Origin of the sequence: Ferrovibrio sp., assembly GCF_017994015.1 — a bacterium.
In the GTDB taxonomy this organism is placed as follows: Bacteria; Pseudomonadota; Alphaproteobacteria; order Ferrovibrionales; family Ferrovibrionaceae; genus Ferrovibrio.
Map to the genome: position 1 here is coordinate 40,057 of NZ_JAGOLP010000016.1, position 18,887 is coordinate 58,943.

At 63.0% G+C, this 18,887-nt stretch carries 19 protein-coding genes; 8 read left to right on the forward strand and 11 right to left on the reverse strand.

Features of this window, described 5'->3' with window-relative positions:
• Positions 1 to 2: 2 nt before the first annotated feature.
• Together KBB36_RS10475 and KBB36_RS10480 are read right to left on the reverse strand one after the other, a co-directional pair.
• Positions 3 to 1,523: a Ppx/GppA family phosphatase gene (locus KBB36_RS10475; RefSeq protein ID WP_290979912.1), complete on the reverse strand. Its 1,521-nt coding sequence runs from the start codon at positions 1,521 to 1,523 to the stop codon at positions 3 to 5.
• Positions 1,524 to 1,525: 2 nt separating this feature from the next.
• Positions 1,526 to 3,730: an RNA degradosome polyphosphate kinase gene (locus KBB36_RS10480; protein WP_290979915.1), complete on the reverse strand. Its 2,205-nt coding sequence runs from the start codon at positions 3,728 to 3,730 to the stop codon at positions 1,526 to 1,528.
• 137 nt (positions 3,731 to 3,867) lie between these two features.
• On the opposite strand from KBB36_RS10480, the gene KBB36_RS10485 reads away from it, so the two are divergent.
• The gene (locus KBB36_RS10485) at positions 3,868 to 4,407 is read left to right on the forward strand and encodes a histidine phosphatase family protein (protein WP_290979918.1); all 540 of its coding nucleotides are present in this window, start codon (positions 3,868 to 3,870) and stop codon (positions 4,405 to 4,407) included.
• A 38-nt stretch (positions 4,408 to 4,445) separates the two neighbouring features.
• Positions 4,446 to 4,619: a DUF4169 family protein gene (locus KBB36_RS10490; RefSeq protein WP_290979921.1), complete on the forward strand. Its 174-nt coding sequence runs from the start codon at positions 4,446 to 4,448 to the stop codon at positions 4,617 to 4,619.
• Here the strand turns inward: KBB36_RS10490 and KBB36_RS10495 are convergent.
• Complete coding sequence (locus KBB36_RS10495) at positions 4,616 to 5,497, reverse strand: prolyl oligopeptidase family serine peptidase (RefSeq protein ID WP_290979924.1); 882 nt, start codon at positions 5,495 to 5,497, stop codon at positions 4,616 to 4,618. The genes KBB36_RS10490 and KBB36_RS10495 overlap by 4 nt on opposite strands.
• A 147-nt stretch (positions 5,498 to 5,644) precedes the next feature.
• Here KBB36_RS10495 and KBB36_RS10500 point away from each other — a divergent pair, with 147 nt between their 5' ends.
• Positions 5,645 to 6,538, forward strand: coding sequence for a DMT family transporter (locus tag KBB36_RS10500; protein WP_290979927.1), 894 nt, complete (start codon positions 5,645 to 5,647; stop codon positions 6,536 to 6,538).
• Here KBB36_RS10500 and KBB36_RS10505 read toward each other — a convergent pair.
• From KBB36_RS10505 to KBB36_RS10515, 3 genes are read right to left on the reverse strand one after another with little or no spacing between them, the layout of a single operon-like run.
• Positions 6,535 to 7,200, reverse strand: coding sequence for a DNA replication protein (locus KBB36_RS10505; RefSeq protein WP_290979930.1), 666 nt, complete (start codon positions 7,198 to 7,200; stop codon positions 6,535 to 6,537). The genes KBB36_RS10500 and KBB36_RS10505 overlap by 4 nt on opposite strands.
• The gene (locus tag KBB36_RS10510) at positions 7,201 to 8,283 is read right to left on the reverse strand and encodes an AI-2E family transporter (protein WP_290979932.1); all 1,083 of its coding nucleotides are present in this window, start codon (positions 8,281 to 8,283) and stop codon (positions 7,201 to 7,203) included. It abuts the gene before it with no gap.
• Positions 8,280 to 9,422: a DUF2066 domain-containing protein gene (locus tag KBB36_RS10515; RefSeq protein WP_290979936.1), complete on the reverse strand. Its 1,143-nt coding sequence runs from the start codon at positions 9,420 to 9,422 to the stop codon at positions 8,280 to 8,282. The genes KBB36_RS10510 and KBB36_RS10515 overlap by 4 nt, the downstream gene beginning before the upstream one ends.
• A gap of 48 nt (positions 9,423 to 9,470) precedes the next feature.
• On the opposite strand from KBB36_RS10515, the gene purM reads away from it, so the two are divergent.
• On the forward strand, positions 9,471 to 10,553 hold the full coding sequence (purM, locus tag KBB36_RS10520) for a phosphoribosylformylglycinamidine cyclo-ligase (RefSeq protein WP_290980015.1): 1,083 nt from the start codon (positions 9,471 to 9,473) through the stop codon (positions 10,551 to 10,553).
• Positions 10,554 to 10,555: 2 nt separating this feature from the next.
• The gene (gene purN / locus KBB36_RS10525) at positions 10,556 to 11,182 is read left to right on the forward strand and encodes a phosphoribosylglycinamide formyltransferase (protein ID WP_290979939.1); all 627 of its coding nucleotides are present in this window, start codon (positions 10,556 to 10,558) and stop codon (positions 11,180 to 11,182) included.
• Positions 11,183 to 11,212: 30 nt separating this feature from the next.
• On the opposite strand, the gene KBB36_RS10530 is transcribed toward purN, so the two are convergent.
• The 3 genes from KBB36_RS10530 to ndk form a co-directional block, all read right to left on the reverse strand.
• Positions 11,213 to 11,500, reverse strand: a complete 288-nt coding sequence (locus KBB36_RS10530) for an addiction module antidote protein (RefSeq protein ID WP_290979942.1) — start codon at positions 11,498 to 11,500, stop codon at positions 11,213 to 11,215.
• Complete coding sequence (locus KBB36_RS10535) at positions 11,478 to 11,798, reverse strand: type II toxin-antitoxin system RelE/ParE family toxin (protein WP_290979944.1); 321 nt, start codon at positions 11,796 to 11,798, stop codon at positions 11,478 to 11,480. The genes KBB36_RS10530 and KBB36_RS10535 overlap by 23 nt, the downstream gene beginning before the upstream one ends.
• A 195-nt stretch (positions 11,799 to 11,993) precedes the next feature.
• The gene (gene ndk, locus KBB36_RS10540; protein ID WP_290979948.1) at positions 11,994 to 12,416 is read right to left on the reverse strand and encodes a nucleoside-diphosphate kinase; all 423 of its coding nucleotides are present in this window, start codon (positions 12,414 to 12,416) and stop codon (positions 11,994 to 11,996) included.
• 118 nt (positions 12,417 to 12,534) lie between these two features.
• Here ndk and KBB36_RS10545 point away from each other — a divergent pair, with 118 nt between their 5' ends.
• A complete protein-coding gene (locus KBB36_RS10545; protein WP_290979951.1) occupies positions 12,535 to 14,439 on the forward strand; it encodes an ABC-F family ATP-binding cassette domain-containing protein in 1,905 nt (634 codons plus the stop codon).
• On the opposite strand, the gene KBB36_RS10550 is transcribed toward KBB36_RS10545, so the two are convergent.
• A complete protein-coding gene (locus tag KBB36_RS10550; RefSeq protein WP_290979954.1) occupies positions 14,436 to 14,888 on the reverse strand; it encodes a DNA polymerase III subunit chi in 453 nt (150 codons plus the stop codon). The two genes, KBB36_RS10545 and KBB36_RS10550, sit on opposite strands and share 4 nt — an antisense overlap.
• A gap of 107 nt (positions 14,889 to 14,995) precedes the next feature.
• The gene (locus tag KBB36_RS10555) at positions 14,996 to 16,492 is read right to left on the reverse strand and encodes a leucyl aminopeptidase (protein ID WP_290979957.1); all 1,497 of its coding nucleotides are present in this window, start codon (positions 16,490 to 16,492) and stop codon (positions 14,996 to 14,998) included.
• 138 nt (positions 16,493 to 16,630) lie between these two features.
• Here KBB36_RS10555 and lptF point away from each other — a divergent pair, with 138 nt between their 5' ends.
• Positions 16,631 to 17,758, forward strand: a complete 1,128-nt coding sequence (gene lptF / locus KBB36_RS10560) for an LPS export ABC transporter permease LptF (protein WP_290979960.1) — start codon at positions 16,631 to 16,633, stop codon at positions 17,756 to 17,758.
• Positions 17,758 to 18,852, forward strand: a complete 1,095-nt coding sequence (gene lptG / locus KBB36_RS10565) for an LPS export ABC transporter permease LptG (protein ID WP_290979963.1) — start codon at positions 17,758 to 17,760, stop codon at positions 18,850 to 18,852. Before lptF ends, lptG begins: the two co-directional genes overlap by 1 nt.
• The last annotated feature ends 35 nt before the right edge of the window (positions 18,853 to 18,887 follow it).

The window sequence follows — 18,887 nt, forward strand, 5'->3', positions numbered from 1 at the left end:
AATCAGCCCTTCACAACTCGCACTTCCCAGCCGCGATTGAGTGCCTTGGCCAGCGTCTCCACCCGGCGCTGCACCTGCTCGCCATCCAGCACCGCCAGGGCCTGGGATAATTCCAGCACCAGATTGCCGCTCTGGAAACGCAGCCGGCAATCACGCAGCAGGCCCGGCACACCACCCGACAAGGTCTGGCCGAGGCGCAAGCCAAGGCCGATCACCAGGGCATAATCCGCCTGGCGGGTTTCCAGCATCTGCCAGGCCGGCGCCGCCACCGGATCGCTCACCGTGCCGGCATAGCGGGCAAACACCGCCAGGCCAAGCAAGGCACGTTCACGCTGGCTGATGCCGCCAAACGGCGCATGCAGGATCAGGCCCAGAGCCTGCTCGCCGCGATAATCCGGATGCACGCGCCAGGCGATGTCTGCCAGCATGGCGGCAGCCAGGCGCAGGCGCTTTTCGGCGATGCTTTCCTTCTCAAACAGCGGCGCGATGAAACGATCCAGTTCGGCGCCATGCTCGGCATAGCGGCCTTCACGCGCCGCCATATGGGCGCAATAGCTGAGCAGCGGATCAAGCGCGCGCGTGGCATCATCCAGCATGGCATAAGCCAGGCCCTCGCGCAGGCCATGCGCCGAAAACACCACCTGGCTGGGCTGCAACACACGCAGCAGACGGCGCATCACCAGGGCGGCCACCGGCAAGGCATCCTGGCGCCGACGCGGCACACCTTCCATGCGGCTGACCGATTCCTTGCCCTGGCGCGCCAGCAGCCGGGTGAAATCCAGCGCCTCGTCGCGCCCCATCGTGTATTCGTGAATGATGTGCAGCGGGCTTTTGGTCTGCGCCATATGCACGCGGGCAATGGCGCGCCAGGCACCGCCCACGGCATAAAGCGGCTTGCCCTGCCAGCGTTTCAGCCACGCCACCTCGGCATAGCGCGCATCGATGAAACTCTTGAGCTGATTATAGCCGCCGATGCCGCCGAGCCGCAGCGGCCCGAGCGGCAGGGTGACGCTGTCGCCCACCCGGCGCTTGTCGATGGCCACCAGTTCCAGGCTGCCGCCGCCCAGGTCGCCCATCACCCCCTCGGCCTCGGGGATGCCGGATAGCACACCGAAGGCGGAGAATTGCGCCTCCTCGGTGCCGGACAACAGCCGCACAGTGACGCCGGTTTCGCGTTCGATACGGGCGATAAAATCCGGACCATTGCTGGCATCGCGCGCCGCGGCAGTGGCCACCACCTGCAACTGCTTTACCTGCATGTAACGCGCCAGCGTCACAAAGCGGCGAATGGTGGCCAGGGCCAGCACCACGCCGGCTTCATCCAGCTTGCCGGTTTCACCCAGGCCACGGCCCAGGCCGCACAGCACCTTTTCGTTGAAGCGTGGTGTCGGCAGCCGCAACGGCTCGTCGAACACCACCAGGCGCACCGAGGTGGAACCGATATCGATGACGCCGAGCGGCAAGAGCTCTGCGGCCTTGCCGCGCGCGGCCAGGGCTGATGGCGAGAAATGGATCGCCGTCATACCTAGCCGGATTTCAGTTTGAGACGCGGAATCGCCTGTGGCGACTTGAGCGCCTTGCCACGGCCGGAAAGCGACGGATTGGTCATGAAATAGGTATGCGCGCTGAAGGCTTCGACATCGGCGTTGGAACTGGCGCGGGTGTATTTGTCATCAGCGCCGAGATACCAGCTTTGCGCCTCGTCCTTCAAGTTGGCCACCAGGATTTGATCCAGTATCTGCTCGCGCACAGTGGAATTTGTGACCGGGATCAACACTTCCACCCGACGATCAAAATTGCGCGGCATCCAGTCGGCCGAGGAAATATAGACCTTGGATTGCTGCGACGGCAGGCCATGCCCGGCGCCGAAGCAGACAATGCGTGAATGCTCCAGGAAACGGCCGATCAGGCTCTTGACCCGGATATTCTCCGACAGGCCGGGCACGCCCGGGCGCAGGCAGCAGATGCCACGCACCACCAGATCAATCTGCACACCGGCCTGGCTGGCAACATACAGCGCATCAATGGCGGCCGGATCAACCAGGCTGTTCATCTTGGCCCAGATCGCCGCCGGGCGGCCGGCCTTGGCATGTTTGATCTCGTCCTGGATCAGTTCCAGCAGCCGCGGCCGCAACGTGTAGGGCGAAATCGCAATCTGCTTCAACTGTTCGGGCGCGGCATAGCCGGTGAGGAAGTTGAACAGGCAGGTGGCGTCGTGGCACAGCTCGGCATCGTCGGTGAAGAAGCTGAGATCGGTGTAAACCTTGGCGGTGATCGGATGGTAGTTGCCGGTGCCGAAATGCACATAGGTGTTGAGCACGCCGCCTTCGCGCCGCACCACCAGCGAAATCTTGGCATGGGTCTTGAGTTCGATGAAGCCGAACACCACCTGCACGCCAGCGCGTTCCAGATCGCGCGCCCATTTGATATTCGCCGCCTCGTCAAACCGCGCCTTCAACTCCACCAGCGCCGTGACCGACTTGCCGGCTTCGGCCGCCTCGATCAGTGCCTTGACGATCGGGCTGTCATCCGATGTGCGATACAGCGTCTGCTTGATCGCCACCACCTGCGGATCGGCCGCTGCCTGATGCAGAAACTGCACCACCACGTCGAAACTCTCATACGGGTGATGCACCACCAGATCCTTGTGCCGGATCGCAGCGAAACAATCACCGGCAAAATCGCGGATACGCTCGGGGAAACGCGGGCTGAAGGGCGGAAATTTCAATTCCGGCAGATCATCCACGATCAACCGCTTGGTATCCGCCAGGCCGAGCAGGCCCTCCACCGGCACCACCGCCTGCGGGCTGACTTCCAGTTCCTCGCAGACAAAGCGGCGCAGATCGTCCGGCATGTCGGCATTGATCTTGAGGCGGATCACGTTGCCGCGCCGGCGCCGCTTCAGCGCGGTCTCGAACAACCGCACTAGGTCTTCGGCTTCTTCTTCGATTTCAATATCGCTGTCGCGTGTGACGCGGAACAGGCCGCGGCCGATGCTCTCATAGCCTGGAAACAGCTTGTGCATGAACAGGCCGACCAGGTTCTCCAGCGACAGGAAGCGGATTTTCTCGCCCGGCAGGCGGGTGAAACGATCCACCTGGCTTGGCAACGGCAGCAAGGCATTCAGGCTGCGACCGTCACGAATCCGTCGCATTTGCATAACCATCGCGAAACCGAGATTGGGTATGAACGGAAACGGATGCGCCGGATCAATGGCGAGCGGCGTCAGCACAGGAAAAACATGGGCGAGGAAATAATCCTCCAGCCATTTGCGCTCGTCGTCGGTAAGCTGCTCCGGCTCCAGCACGGCAATGCCGGCCTGATCCAGTTCGCCGCACAACCGGCGCCAGCAGGCCTGCTGCTTCGCCATCAGGTCGGCGGCATCGTCGTTGATGCGGCTGAGCTGCTGCGCCGGCGTCAAGCCGTCCTGGCTCGGCTCCTCGATGCCGGCCTTGACCTGACCATGCAGGCCGGCGACGCGCACCATGAAGAATTCGTCCAGGTTGTTGGCCGAGATCGACAGGAAACGCAGCCGCTCCAGCAGCGGGTAGCGCAGATTATTGGCTTCTTCCATGACCCGCAGATTGAAAGCGAGCCAGGAAAGTTCACGATTGATATAGCGGTCGCGCGGGCTTACCGCCGCCACCAAGGCGGGCGGGGTATAGGTTTCAGCCTGCACCAGACCACCCGGGGCGAGCTTTTCCAGCGCTGCTTGCGTGCTCAACGGCATGTCGGAATATCCTGCCTTGTCCGACCGGCCCAGCGGCGATATGCCTGGGCCCGGTTCGGGTATAGGTGTAACGGCGGAATATGTCAAAGCGGCGACAATGGCCGTCTGATTTACAGTAAATAGCTTTGGAGGTCAGTATGTTGCGTCTTTGGCTGCTGCGGCACGCAAAATCCGCCTGGGATGATCCGGGCCTGGACGATTTCGCCCGCAGCCTGGCGCCGCGCGGCAAAAAAGCCTGCCGCCGCCTGGCGCGCCATCTGGCCGAACGCGCAGTGCGGCCCGATCTGGTGTTATGCTCGCCGGCCCAGCGCACAAGGCAGACCTGGGAAAGACTGGCCAAGCGCCTGAGCAGCGGCATGGGGGGCGATATCGAAGCCCGCTTCGACCAGGGGCTTTACCTAGCCGAAGCCAATGCCCTGCTGGCTATTTTACGCACCACGCCAACCAATTGCCGCGAATTGATGCTGATCGGCCATAATCCGGGCCTGGAAGACTTGGCCGAGCGGCTGGCAGGCTCGGCTGCCGGCGATGCCCTGGAGCGGCTGCGGGGCAAATACCCCACCGGCGGGCTGGCCGAAATTAACTTTCCGCTCAAACGCTGGGCCGATCTCTCGCCCAAAAGCGGGTTCCTGGCCAGTTTTGTCACCCCGGCAATGCTGGATAGCGAGACCGATTAGGCTTTATCCTGGCGCCTTGTTTCAGGGGCGCACAGGCCATGGCTGAGATTGTCAATCTGAACAAGGCGCGCAAGGCCAAGGCGCGGCAGCACAAGGCCGAACAGGCCAGCCTGAACCGCGCCCAGTTCGGCCGCAGCAAGGCCGAGCGCGATGCCGAACGCCAGCAGGCCGAACGCGCCCGCCGCGAAATCGACGGCAAGAAACTGGACTAAAACACTTCCGCCAAAACGCCGGCGCGGGTTGGCAGATTACGTTCCGCCAGGTAGCGCTCCACCGCTGGCGCCCACAATTTGGGGAAAACCACCAGGGCATGCCCATCGCTATCGGCCGGCCTGGGCAAGGCGTGAAATTCACCCCGCCCCCCGGCCATTTGGAAATCGGCAAAATTGTTCTGGCTATGCCGCAACGAAGCATATGAATCCCCGGCGGCATAAAGCCACAGCATGGGCAGCGTGGTGGTGGTGCCGCGCCCCAGCAGCAGGCGGTTGATGTAGATCGCCGATCTATCGAAAAACTCCTGGCATTTCTCATAAACCCAGACGCCGACAAAATTGAGCACGCCGCGATACAAACCCGGGTTCATGCCGGCATGGGCAACGCTGAGCACACCGCCGCGTGATTGCCCGCCAACCATCAGGCGGCTGTGGTCCACAAAAGGCAGCGCCATGATTGCCGCCGTCGCCGCCGTTACATCGCGCAAGGCACGTTCAGCCCCCGGGATCGACAGGTTTGGCTCGCAGCTATAGCCCTGAACACGCGGGATGGAGAAGCCTTCGTCATAGCGCCCCTCCGATCCGCCACGACCACGCCGGGATGGCAGCACCACGGCCCAGCCGCGCGCCACAAACCAATCGGTCAACGGCTCAGGACTGAACACCTCTGAGAATTGCTCCGAAATGCCGTTCTGCGTGGAGCCATGATGGAAAATCAGCGTGGGGAATGGTCCCGGCCCAGCGGGTTTATATATCTGCGTCACAAGGCGAACGGTTTCATTATCCACCTGCACCGGCAGGCGCACAAATTCCTGCGCCCTCGCCTGCGGCAGCCAAGCGAAGAGCAAGACACAAAGCAGCAAATGTGATCGTGGCATGAAAACCATCCAGCTTTAGGGCTGGTTCGAACAGGCCGCCGGAATAAGGCCGCAGAATGTCAGAAAAGCCTTTATTTCAGGGCAAATTCACCACCGTTGATTGTGATGCTGCTGGTGCTGTGATGCGATCTGGCGTAGGAAACCGGCATGCAGAACAAGCTGGTTGGAAAAAGCGGCGCCCTGGAGCCAAAACTTGCTGCCGCGCTGTGGGTGCTGGGCGCATCCTTCGCCTTCGCGCTGCTTTATGCCTCGGGCAAGCTGAGCGGCGGCCTGGTGCCGGCGTTGCAGATCGTGTGGATCCGCTATGTCAGTGGCTTCGTTACAGTGGGTGGCATTGCCGCCGCGCGGCGAGTGAGGCTGCGCCAGTTGCTGGAAACCCGGCGGCGCCATCTGCATCTGCTGCGCGCCTGCTGCGGCATTTTCGGCGGCGCCTGCTCAATCTATGGCGCCACCCATATGCCGCTGGCCGATGCCGCCGCGCTGGCTCTGCTGCAAGGCGTGTTCGTGATGATCCTGGCGGTGCTTCTGCTGGGCGAAAGGCTTAGGCTGGCCCAGATGCTGGCCGCCCTGCTCTGCCTGGGCGGTGCATTTGTGATCGTGCGCGGCGATAGCGGCGGCGGTGGCTTTGCCCTGGCCGGGCTGGCGCCCTATGCGGTGATGCTGGGCGCTTTGCTGACTGCCAGCGAGATCATCCTGATCAAAATTCTGTCGCGTGATGAAAGTATGCTGTCGATGCTGCTGCATGTGAACGGCATCGCCGCCCTGCTGTTTGCGCTGCCGGTGCTGTGGCTGTGGCAGGCGGCGCCCTGGCCGGTTCTGGCGGCACTCTGCCTGCTCGGGCCGATGGCGATTGTGGGCCAGATGTGCAATGTGCGCGCCTATCGCCTGGCCGATGCCGCCTTCCTGGCGCCGTTCGGCTACAGTTCGGTGGCGTTTTCGGCGCTGATCGGCTGGGTGGCCTTCGGCGACCTGCCCAGCCTGGCGACCTGGGCCGGCACAGCGCTGATCGTGGCCGGTGGCCTGGCACTGATCCGGCGTTAGGCTTCTGCCTCATCCATCAACTTGCGCACCAGGGCCACGGTGACGGCGCGCTGTTCGGCCAAGGCCGCTGCATCCAGCCGCGCCACCCAATGCCGGGCGGCATGGAACGAGCGTTCGATGCGCGGCAGCAGATAGGCGATAACGCCCTGGCCAATAATCAACTGGCGGTCGGCAAACAGTTTCACCAGCACGGCGCCGAGCAGGGCATCATCCGGCTCGGCGATGGCCGCCGCTGCCATCGCCTTGAGCCGCGAGGCCAGGTCGGGCAACGTCACACCCCAGGCGGCGGGCGGTGCTGCGGCCAGCAACAGCAGGCCGTGGCCGCGTTCGCGCATCAGGTTGATGAGATGGAACAACGCCGCCGGATCGGCGACGGCCTGGGCCTCATCCAGCACCAGGTGTGTTTGCGCCAGGGCATCAATGGCCGCCACCTGCACCGCTGCCGGCGCCACAAAAACCGCGCCGCTGGCGGCGGCCCAGATATGGCCCAGATGGGTTTTGCCGCTGCCCGCCGGGCCGTGCAGCAGCAGGCTGCCATTGGGCCAATCCGGCCAGCGATCCAGCCAGGCCAGCGCGGTTTGATTGCCGGGCGCAACCAGAAAATCCTCACGCGCCCAGGAAACCGGCAGTGCCAGGCCCAACGTCAATTGCGCGTTGCTCATTCAGGCCGGCGTGTCTTGTGGCGGTTCGCCGCCATGATACAGCGCACTCTGCCGATAGCGTTCCAGCGTGAAGCGGGCCAGCACGCCGATCACGGCACAGACCGGCACGGCAATCAGCATGCCGACAAAGCCGAACAGCGCACCGCCGGCAAATAGCGCAAACATGATCCACACCGGATGCAGGCCAACCCGGTCGCCGACCAGTTTGGGGGTGAGGAAATTGCCTTCAATAAATTGCCCGATGGCAAAAACCGCGCCAACAGCGGCAATCCACGGCCAATCCGGCCAGAACTGCACCAGCGCCACCGCCATGCTGACCACAAAGCCGAGAATGGTGCCGACATAGGGTATGAACGAGATCATGCCGGCGCCAAGCCCAATCACCAGGCCAAAATCCAGACCGACCAGCGACAGGCCCAGACCGTAGAAGCTGCCCAAAGCCAGGCAGACCATCATCTGTCCGCGCACAAAACCTGCCAGCACACCATCAATCTTGTGCGCCTGCTGGCGGATCAACTCGGCCTGGCGACGCGGCAGGTTCTGATCCACCGTAGCCACCATGCCATCCCAGTCACGCAGCAGATAAAACGACACGACCGGCGTCACCACCAGCAGCGACATCAGGCTCAGCACGGCCTGGCCGCCGCCCAGCAGACCACCTACCAACTTGCTGAGCACTGCGGCTGCCTCGCCGCCATACTGGCCCAGCGCCGCCTTCACATCGACCCGCAGCGGAAAGCCCAGATCACGCGCCAGTTCAAGCAGGTTGGGCAGCAGGTTTTCGCGGAAGCTGTCGATATAGCCCGGCAGGCGGCCGATAAAGCCAGTCAACTGGCTGATCAACACCGGCACCAGCAGCAACACCAGCAGCACCAGCAGCAGGAAAAACACCGCCGTGATGAGGGATGTGGCGATTGTGCGGCTCATGCCGCGCGCTTCCAGCCGGTCGGCCACCGGATCGAGCAGATAGGCCACCGCCATGGCCGCCACAAAAGGCAGCAGCACAGAACTCAGGACCATCAGCGCCAGCACCAGCAGAGCAACAAGCAGCGCCCAGATGACGATATGCTGTTGCCGGCTCACCGCTTGGCCGCCGGCTTGAGGCTCAATTCCCAGAAGCCCTCGCGTTGCCGCAGGTCAACCTCCTTCTGCGCCAGAGCGACCGCCAATTGCGCCGGCTCGCCATAAAAATCGAGCTGAATCTGGGCATCGCGATGGGTCAGCCGCAGCACATCGGTGCGGCGGATTGCCGGCACTTCGGCCAGCCGGTCGCGCAGCCGGATCCAATCCGCCAATGAGCGGAAACCGGCAGCGGCGCTAAGCTGGCCCGGCTTGTCGAGGTCCAGCCGCGTGGCGCGTTTCCAGCGGCTTTCGATGCGGCGCACCAATTCATTGGCGGCGGCATTCAGGGCTTCATCCAGCGTGGCGCCGGCACTGACAAAGGCTTCGATATGATCCGGGCTGGCATCATTGGCGGCATAATAAGGCAGGATTTCCAGCCGCACGCCGCTGCCTTCCTGGGCCACCAGGCTGGCCGCCACCACCAGCGCATTGCCGGCCTGGCGCCGGTTGGCCAAAGCCTGCAACTGGCCCGGATCGGCCAACAGGCGATCCACCGGCAGCGCGTCCGGGCCGCTGGCAGGTTCGGCCAGCAGCAACGGCACCATGCCATCAGTTTCCGGCCGGCGGCGCAGGGCTTCACGCCACGGATTATCGGCTTCCCACAGGCGGGCGCCTTCCGGTGTCTGCCATACCGGCAACAGCAGCAACGGCCGGCTCATCACCTCGGCATAACCCAGTTTCAGGTTTTGCAGCAGGGCGCGCACCGCATCGGGCCGGAAGCGCACCGTTATGCGGCCGAGATAGCGCGTGGCCGAGGTGCGTTCCTCGTCAATCTCAAAACCGGCGATGGTATCATTCAGCAAAGCCTCGCTCGGCTGTGGCAGGCGGGCACGATCCTCGGGCAGGGTCAGGCGGCGCAGCAAAAGCGTGAAGGCGCGGCGCTGGCCATCCTGCAAGGCAATCGGCCGCGCCGCGGCGCTGCTATCGGCATTGGCATCCACCGCCACATTGCTCACCACAAAAACCGGATTGCCCAGCCCGGCGGCAGCCGTGCGGCCGGCATTGGCCGGCTGGGCCTGGCCCCCGCCGCTGGCGACAAGCAGCGCCAGCCCGAGGAACAGGGCAAGAATCATATAGGCTGGGGCGGTGCGTGGGGGCATTGCAAATGAGGCCGGAATGGATATGGTGGCGCCGTCAAATTCTAGCCGATACGTGAGGGCGCCATCAACACGTCGCCGCTTTATAAAGCCGCTGGTGTCGATATAGATGCCGGTGAGGCTCTTGTCGATGCGATTAAACCGCTCGCCGCTTCCACCCGTCGCACGGGTGCCGATGCGTCTCTGGGCGGTTTTGGCGCGTTGTTTGATCTCAAGGCTGCGGGTTTCAGCGATCCGATCCTGGTGTCATCCACCGATGGTGTGGGCACCAAGCTGAAAATCGCCATCGAAACCGGGCGCCATGATGGCGTCGGCATCGATCTGGTGGCGATGGTGGTGAACGACATCCTGGTGCAGGGTGCCGAGCCGCTGTTTTTCCTGGATTACTTCGCCACCGGCAAGCTGGAAGTTGAAGTGGCCAAGCGCGTGGTGGCCGGCATTGCCGAAGGCTGCCGCCAGGCCGGCTGCGCCCTGATCGGCGGCGAAACCGCCGAAATGCCGGGCATGTATGCCGCCAAGGATTATGATCTGGCCGGCTTTGCCGTTGGCGCCGCCGAACGTGGCCGGTTGCTGCCGCTGGATGTGAAGCCCGGCGATGTGCTGCTTGGCCTCGCCTCTTCCGGCGTGCATTCCAACGGCTTTTCGCTGGTGCGCAAGGTGATTGCCGATAACGGCCTGCATTTTGACAGCCCGGCGCCGTTCTCGACCGACAAGCCGCTGGCCGAAATCCTGATGCAGCCGACCCGCATCTATATCAAGAGCTGCATGCCGCTGGTGCGCGATGGCCAGATCAAGGCGATGGCGCATATCACTGGCGGCGGCCTGACCGAGAATATCCCGCGCGTGCTGCCCGATGGCACCAAGGCAGTGATTGATGCCGCAGCCTGGGATTTGCCGCCGGTGTTCAAATGGCTCAAGGCAGCGGGCCGGATCAGCGATGCCGAAATGGCCCGCGCCTTCAATTGCGGCATCGGCCTGGTGCTGGCGGTGGATGCGGCAGAGGCCGAAGCCGTGGCCGCGCGGCTGTGCGCTGCCGGCGAGATTGTGCATCGCATCGGCCATATCGAGACGCTGGATGATGCCGCCGCCGAGCCCTTCACTGCCATGATTAACATGGCGGGTGCCTGGAACTGACCATGAGTCAGTCTGGCGCCACCAAAGCCGTCGGGATCCTGATTTCCGGGCGCGGCAGCAATATGCGCGCCCTGGTGCAAGCCGCCCAGGCGGCGGATTTTCCGGCTCGCATTGCCGTGGTGATTGCCAACAAGGCGGAAGCCGAGGGGCTGGATTATGCCCGGGCCCAGGGCATCGCCACCGCCGTGATCCCCAGCAAGGGCAAAAGCCGCGAGGTTTTTGACGGCGAACTGGATGCCGCCTTGCGCCAGCATGGTGTCGAGATTGTCTGCCTTGCCGGTTTCATGCGCCTGCTCACTGCCGGCTTTGTCGAAAGCTGGCGCGGCCGGCTGCTCAATATCCACCCCTCGCTGCTGCCGGCCTTTCGCGGCACCCAGGTGCATGAGCGCGTGATCGAAAGCGGCGCGCGCTTCACCGGCTGCACGGTGCATTTTGTGGTGCCGGAAATGGATGAAGGCCCGATCATCCTGCAAGCCGCCATCGCCGTGCCGGATGATGCCACGCCCGATACCCTGGCCGAACTGGTGCTGACCGAGGAACACCGGCTATATCCGCTGGCGCTTAGGCTGCTGGCAGAAGGCCGGCTGCGGGTTGAAGGCAACCGGGTGCGGCATGCAGATGGCAATTAGCCCTGCGCGTCAGTCTAGCCACAGATTGCGCTAGGCAGCCGCTTTATGGGGCGATAGTTTGAGACCGAGCGCACGCATTACATCCATCACTGTTGTGATCGTTGGATTGCCTTCGCTGCTCAGCGACCTGTAAAGCGCTTCCCGGCTTAATCCGGTTTCTTGCGCCACACTGGAAATTCCGCGTGCGCGCGCGATAATCCCAAGTGCATGTGCCACAAATTTCGGATCGCCGCTCTCGAACGCTTCTTCCAAGAATGCAATCTGGTCTTCTGGTTCCGTGAGATATTTGGCTGCGTCAAATGGCACGGTCTTGACCATTCTGCACCTCCATTTCCTTGGCCATTCGTTTGGCGCGGTCTATGTCCCGCGACTGAGTGTTCTTGTCGCCACCACAAAGCAACACGACCAGCACGGCGCCTTGCCGCACAAAGTATAATCGATAGCCTGGCCCATAGGGGATGCGCAGCTCTCCGATGCCTTCGAAATACTTCACATCCCCAAAATTACCAATCTGAAGCCGAGCCAGCCGGGCTGAGATTCTGGCACGTGCTTGCCGGTCACGCAGCCGATCTAGCCATTGCTCAAATGTTTCGGTAAGTCGGACCTCTATATCCATTTTGTAGCTTATAAATCACAGCCAGTCAATTATCAATCAAAAGACACAACATCCGCCACAATCACAACCGAGCACGTAATGGGCCGTAAAAAAATTAAAGCTCACGAACATGAGCGAATACCAGCGGCGGCCAAAACGAACATGGCCGGGACGAGCCCGGCCATGCCATAGTCAGAAAGACTGGAAAAGCGGCGATTAGCCGACCAGTTCCAGGCCCGAGAAGAAATAGGCGATTTCCACGGCGGCGGTTTCCGGTGCGTCCGAGCCATGCACGGAATTGGCTTCGATGCTTTCGGCGAATTCCTTGCGGATGGTGCCGGCGGCGGCATTGGCCGGGTTGGTGGCGCCCATCACTTCACGATACTTGGCAATGGCGCCCTCACCTTCCAGCACCTGCACAACAACCGGGCCGGAGATCATGAAGCCAACCAGATCCTTGAAAAAGGAGCGCTCCTTGTGCACGCCGTAGAAGGTCTCGGCCTGGGCCTGGCTGAGCTGGATGCGCTTCTGCGCCACGATGCGCAGGCCGGCGGCCTCGATCTTGGCGTTGATGGCGCCGGTCAGGTTGCGGCGGGTGGCATCCGGCTTGATGATGGAAAAAGTGCGTTCGATGGCCATGGTGCTGGTCCTTGCATGAAATGTGAGGCCCCGGGATTGGCCCGGAATACGGTCGCGGCTATATAGAGGCTTCTTTTTCGCCCTGCAACCGTCCATCAGCCCCCAGAAAACACGTCAAATGCTGCTTTTTCGCGACATCACCTGCCGGATTGCCGGCCGCACCCTGATCGAGGGCGCCTCGGCCACCATTCCGGACGGCCACAAAGTCGGCCTGGTGGGGCGCAACGGCACCGGCAAATCCACCTTGCTGAAGATAATTTGCGGGGAAATCGGCCTGGAAAGCGGCAGCGTGGAACTGGGCGAGCGCACCCGCATCGCCAAATTGCCGCAGGAACCGCCGGGCGGCGAACAATGCCCGCTGGATTATGTGCTGGCCGCCGATACCGAGCGCGCCGCCCTGCTGGCCGAGGCCGAAACCGCCAGCGATCCCGAGCGGGTGGCGCTGATCCACGCCCGGCTGGTGGATATCGAGGCCCATGCCGCCCCGGCCCGCGCCGCGGTGATCCTGGCCGGCCTGGGCTTTGACGAGGCGATGCAGAACCGAGCGCTTGACACCTTCTCGGGCGGCTGGCGCATGCGCGTGGCTTTGGCCGCCACGCTGTTTGTGGAGCCGGACCTGCTGCTGCTCGACGAGCCGACCAACCATCTCGATATGGAAGCGGCCTTATGGCTGGAAGGTTATCTGCGCAGCTATCCGCGCACGTTTCTTTTGGTCAGCCATGACCGGCATTTTCTGAACAACGCGGTGGAGCATATCCTGCATATCGACCGCGGCAAGCTGGTGCTGTATCGCGGCAATTACGACAGTTTCGAAGCCGAGCGGCGCGCCAACATGACGCGCCAGACCGCCATGGCGCAGCGCCAGGATGCCGCGCGCAAACATCTGGAAGCCTTCGTCGCCCGCTTCCGCGCCAAGGCCAGCAAAGCCAGCCAGGCGCAGAGCCGCTTGAAAATGCTGGCCAAGATGGAGCCGATCTCGGCCGCACTTGAAGACCCGACGGTGATCTTCAAGCTGCCCGATCCGGAGGAACTGGCGCCGCCGATCATTACCCTGGATGGGGTTAGCGTCGGCTACCAGCCGGGCAAGCCGGTGCTGCGCAAGCTCGACCTGCGTATCGATATGGAAGACCGCATCGCCTTCCTGGGTGCCAATGGCAATGGCAAATCGACGCTGGCCAAGATGCTGGCCGGCGAATTGGCGGTGCAGGGCGGCAAGCTGTTCAAAGCCGGCAAGCTACGTATCGGTTATTTCGCCCAGGATCAGGAAGATGTGCTGGACCCGGCACGCACGCCGATTGAGCATCTACAGGATTTGCTGCCCAACCTGCCGCCGATGCAGGTGCGCGCCCGGCTCGGCGGTTTCGGCCTGACCCAGAGCAAGGCCGAGACACCCTCGGGCAAACTATCGGGCGGCGAGCGCGCCCGGCTGCTGTTTGCCATGGTGACGCATCACAAGCCGCATCTGCTGATCCTCGACGAGCCGACCAACCACCTGGATATCGACACCCGCGACGCACTGGTGCAGGCACTCAACGAATATTCCGGCGCGGTGCTGCTGGTGAGCCATGATCGCCATCTGGCGGAAGCCTGCGTTGACCGTTTCTGGCTGGTGGCCGATGGCAGCGTGACGCCGTTTGACGGCACTTTGGACGATTACGCCAAGCTGCTGGCGGATCGCCGCAAGGGCGTGAAGGAAGCGGCACGCGAGGCTGCCGGCGAGCCGCTCTCGAAAACCGACCGCAAGGCCGACCGGCGCAATGCGGCAGAAGCCCGCCGCGCCCTGGCGCCGCTGCGCAAGGCGGTGAAGGATGCCGAAAGCCAGCATGCCAAGCTGAGCGCCGAGCGCATGATGCTGGATGCGCAATTGGCCGATCCGGAAACCTACACCAAGCTCAGCCCGGCCAAGGTGGCCGAGTTGCAGAAGCGCCACGGCGAATTGCAGAAGCGCATCGAAGACCAGGAAGAAGCCTGGATGGCCGCCGAAGCGGCGCTGGAACAGGCCCAGGCGGCAGACGCGGCTTAGCCTTCTGCGGCCTTGACCCAGCCGTTTTCGTTCTGCTGCCAGTAGGTCAGCTTGTGGCCGGCCGTTTTGGCGGCCTTCCAGCGCTGGCGGGCGGCCTGCACGGCTTCCGGATCGTTGCCGTCAAACAGATCGCAAACGCGGATGAAATCCGCGTGGATTGCCGTGTCGGCGCCATCGACCAGAAACAGCACTTCGGCCTGGTTGGGGCGCTCGTCCTGAGCGGTGAGCCAGATCGGCTGGCGTTCAGCATGGCCATCCAGCTTGCTGCCATGCGGCAGGAAGGCCGCCTTGTCATAGGTCCAGAGCTCATCGCAGAGCGGCTCAACCCGCTCGGCATTGCCGCATTTCACCACGGCCCGCCAGCCGCGCTGCAACGAGCGGCCGAGCAGGTCCGGCAACACGTCCTGCAGCCGCCGGCGGGTCAGGTGGTAAAACAGCATTTCGGTCACGAACGCCAGCTCCTCCATCGTCATTCGCGGGCTCGACCCGCGAATCTCGCCTCACAGCCCAGGATCAAGGGACCCTCGGGTCAAGCCCGAGGGTGACGAATGGGCTGTCAGCCCTCGTAATTATCCTGTACCAGACGATTGAGCAGGCGCACGCCGAAAGCCGTGGCGCCCTTCGGCACGGTCGGCTTGTCGGCCTTGCTCCAGGCGGTGCCGGCGATATCCAGATGCGCCCAGGGTGTCTTGTTGACAAAGCGTTGCAGGAATTGCGCGGCAGTGATCGAGCCAGCGCCCGCGCCCGGCCCGGCGATATTCTGCATGTCGGCGATGGGGGAATTGATCGCCTTGTCGTAATTGTCGCTCAGCGGCAGGCGCCAGAGCGGTTCGCCCTCGGCCTTGCCGGCCTTGGTCAACTGCTCCGACAACTTGTCGTCATTGGCGAACAGGCCGGCATGCTCATGGCCCAGGGCGATGATGATGGCGCCGGTCAGCGTGGCCAGATCGACCATGAATTGCGGCTTGAAACGCTGCTGGCAATACCACAGCGCATCGCACAGGATCAGGCGGCCTTCCGCATCGGTGTTCAGCACTTCGATGGTCTGTCCCGACATCGAGGTGACGATGTCGCCCGGGCGCTGTGCATTGCCATCCGGCATATTCTCCACCAGCGCCACAACGCCAATTACATTGGCCTTGGCCTTGCGCCCAGCCAGCGCCGCCATGGCGCCGATCACCGCGCCGGCGCCGCCCATATCCCACTTCATCTCCTCCATGCCGGCCGAGGGCTTGATCGAGATGCCGCCGGTATCAAAGCAGACCCCCTTGCCAACAAAGGCCACCGGCTTGTCGGCCTTCTTGCCGCCCTGCCACTGCATCACCACCAGCTGCGATTCGCGCACCGAACCCTGGCCGACGCCGAGCAGCGCCCCCATGCCAAGCTTCTGCATCTGCTTTTCGCCCAGCACTTCCACCTTCACGCCCAGCTTGGCCAGCTTGCGGCATTCGGCGGCCAGGGTTTCCGGGTAGATCACGTTGGCCGGCTCGCTCACCAGGTCGCGGGTCAGCGTGACACCATCGGCCAGGGCCGCCAGCGGCTGATAGGCCTTCTTGGCCGCAGCCAATGCCTCGCTCAGCACCGTCACCGTCTTCAGAGAGGGCTTTTCATGCTCCTTGCGGGTGGTGCGGTATTTGTCGAAACGGTAGCCGCCAAGCCGGGCGCCCAAAGCTGCCCGCGCCGCTGCCTCTGCCGCCTCGGCCTTGGCGCCCGTTGGCAGGTCGGCGGCGATAAACAGCGCGGTTTCGCCGGTTGCCGTGATGCGTTTGACGGCTTCGCCGGCCACGGCTTCCAGCGCCTCGGCCTTGATGTCGGCTGCTTTGCCAAGGCCGGCAATCAGCACCCGGCTGAAACCACCGCCCGGCCCCACCAGTTCAAGCCATTGCCCCGCACTGCCCTTGAAGCGCGGCGCACCGGCAAGGGCGCGCGCCAGGGCGCCGCCCAGCGCCTTGTCCAGAGCGGTGCCGAACGGGCTCAGCTTGGCCTCGTCGGCGGCCAGCACAACCAGGGCACCCTGCTTCGGGCGGGCAAGAGCGGCAAAGTCGATTTTCATGGATTTTCCCAACAGCGAGTCAGAGGATAACAGCCCGCAGTATAGCGGCGGCGGGGCAGCCGGATCAATCGCGTGCCGGCCCCCTTCCGGGGTCGCGGAAGGTGGCGTAAGCACCGGAAATGGCTATACTCCCGGGCCATGCGGGGCATCACCCAATATATCATGCGCCAGATCGCCTGGCCGCTGCTATTTGCGACGCTCACCCTGGCCGGGGTGATCTGGCTAACGCAGTCTTTGCGCTTCATTGATCGCATCGTGAACAACAACCTGTCGATCGGGTCGTTTTTCTATCTCACCATGCTGGTTCTACCCGGCGTTACCGCCATCATCCTGCCCATCGCGGCCTTCTGCGCCACGCTCTACGCCTATAACCGCATGGCTGGCGATTCCGAACTGATTGTGCTGTCTGGCGCCGGTTTCAGCCGCCTCAGCCTGACCCGGCCGGCCTGGATAATCGCCGGCGGCCTGCTGGTGGTGCTTTATGTCATCGGACTGTTTCTGGGGCCGCTCAGCGCCCGCACCCTGCGCACTACGCAATTTGAATTCCGCACGGCATTGGCCGGCATGGTGATCATGGAAGGCGTGTTCAACACGCTGTCAAACAACCTCACGGTCTATGTGCGCGAACGCAATTCCGTTGGTGAAATGAAGGGCATCCTGGTGCATGACAGCCGCGACACCGCGCGGCCGGTAACCATGATGGCGGAACAGGCCATGCTGGTGTTGACGCCGCAAGGGCCACGGCTGGTGATGGCGAATGGCAATCGCCAGCAGGTGGAGGCCGGCCGGCGCTCGCTTAGCATTCTGTATTTCGATACCTACAGCCTCGACCTCAACGCCTATGCCAAGCAGGAAACCGAAGGTTGGCGCGAGCCATCAGAGCGGTATTTGCACGAATTATTCTGGCCCAACCTGAACGACCCCGACGATGTGGCCAACCGCAACAAGCTGTTTTCCGAAGGTCATCGCCGGTTGGTAACCCCGCTATACACACCGGCACTGATGATGATCGCCATTGCCGGCGTGATCGGCGGCCGCTTCAACCGGCGAGGCCAGGGCCTGCGCCTGCTTGGCGCTGCCGGTGCCGCCATCCTGGTTCAATTAGTCAGTCTGGGCGTGGCACAGGCGGCGGCACGCAGCCCGCTGTTGATCCCGCTGATGTATCTGGCGCCGCTGCTGTTTCTGGGCTGCGCCCTGTGGCTGCTGCGTGAACCGTTTACGGCTGCATCCAATGCGGAAACGACTGCTGCGGCAGGTGCTGCCTGATGCGGATTTCCTGGACTCTGGCACTTTATCTCGGTCGCCATTACCTCGCGGCCATCGCCGTGGTGTTTGCCGTGCTGGTGGTGCTGGCCTACAGTTTCGATACGGTGGAATTGCTGCGCCGTTCGGCCAATCGCGCTGAAGCCGGCATAGATACAGTATTCGCCATGTCGTTGCTGCGGCTGCCCAACCTGTCGATCAAGCTGATCCCGTTTGCCGCGCTGTTTGGCGGCATGCTGGCGCTTAGCCGGCTGACACGCAGTCAGGAACTGACCGTCACCCGCGCTGCCGGCGTATCGGTGTGGCAGTTTCTGGCACCGGCATTGGTGCTGGCGATGCTGATCGGCAGCTTTGTCATCACCATCTACAATCCGCTTTCGGCTGCCCTGCTATCACGCTATGAGGCGATAGAGGCGCGCGTGTTGCGCGGCCGCGCCAGCATGATGGCGGTATCCAATACCGGATTGTGGCTGCGCGAGGCCGATGCCCAAGGCCAGATTGTGGTACATGCGCTGCGCGTGGCGCAGCAAGGCGTGGAATTACGCGATGTGATCCTGTTCTACTATGAAGGCACGGATCGCTTTGTGAAGCGGGTTGATGCCAGCGAAGCCTATCTGCGCAATGGCTATTGGGAATTGAAGAACGCCACCACCAGCTATACCGACCGCGCCGGCAGCTTTGATGATATCCTGCATGTGCCAACCACACTGACCTTCGACCGCATTCAGGACAGCTTCGCCTCGCCCAACACGATCCCGTTCTGGCAATTGCCTGCCTTCATCGCCACGCTGGAACATGCCGGCTTCTCGGCCCTGCGCCACCGGCTGCATTTCCACACATTGCTGGCAGCACCTTTTCTGCTTTGCGCCATGCTGCTGATTGCCGCCAGCTTTTCACTACGCCTGACCAGGCGCGGTGGTGTCGGCATGATGCTGGGCCTCGGGGTTGGCGTTGGCTTCCTGCTCTATTTCACCATCGAACTGGTGCAGCCTTTTGGCCTCAATGGCACGTTACCGGTGCCGCTGGCTGCCTGGGCGCCCACCGGCATCTGCCTGATGCTGGGCCTGTCCATGCTGTTCCATCTGGAAGACGGTTGAGCCTGATGTCCTTTTGCCGCCCGTTGCTCTTAATT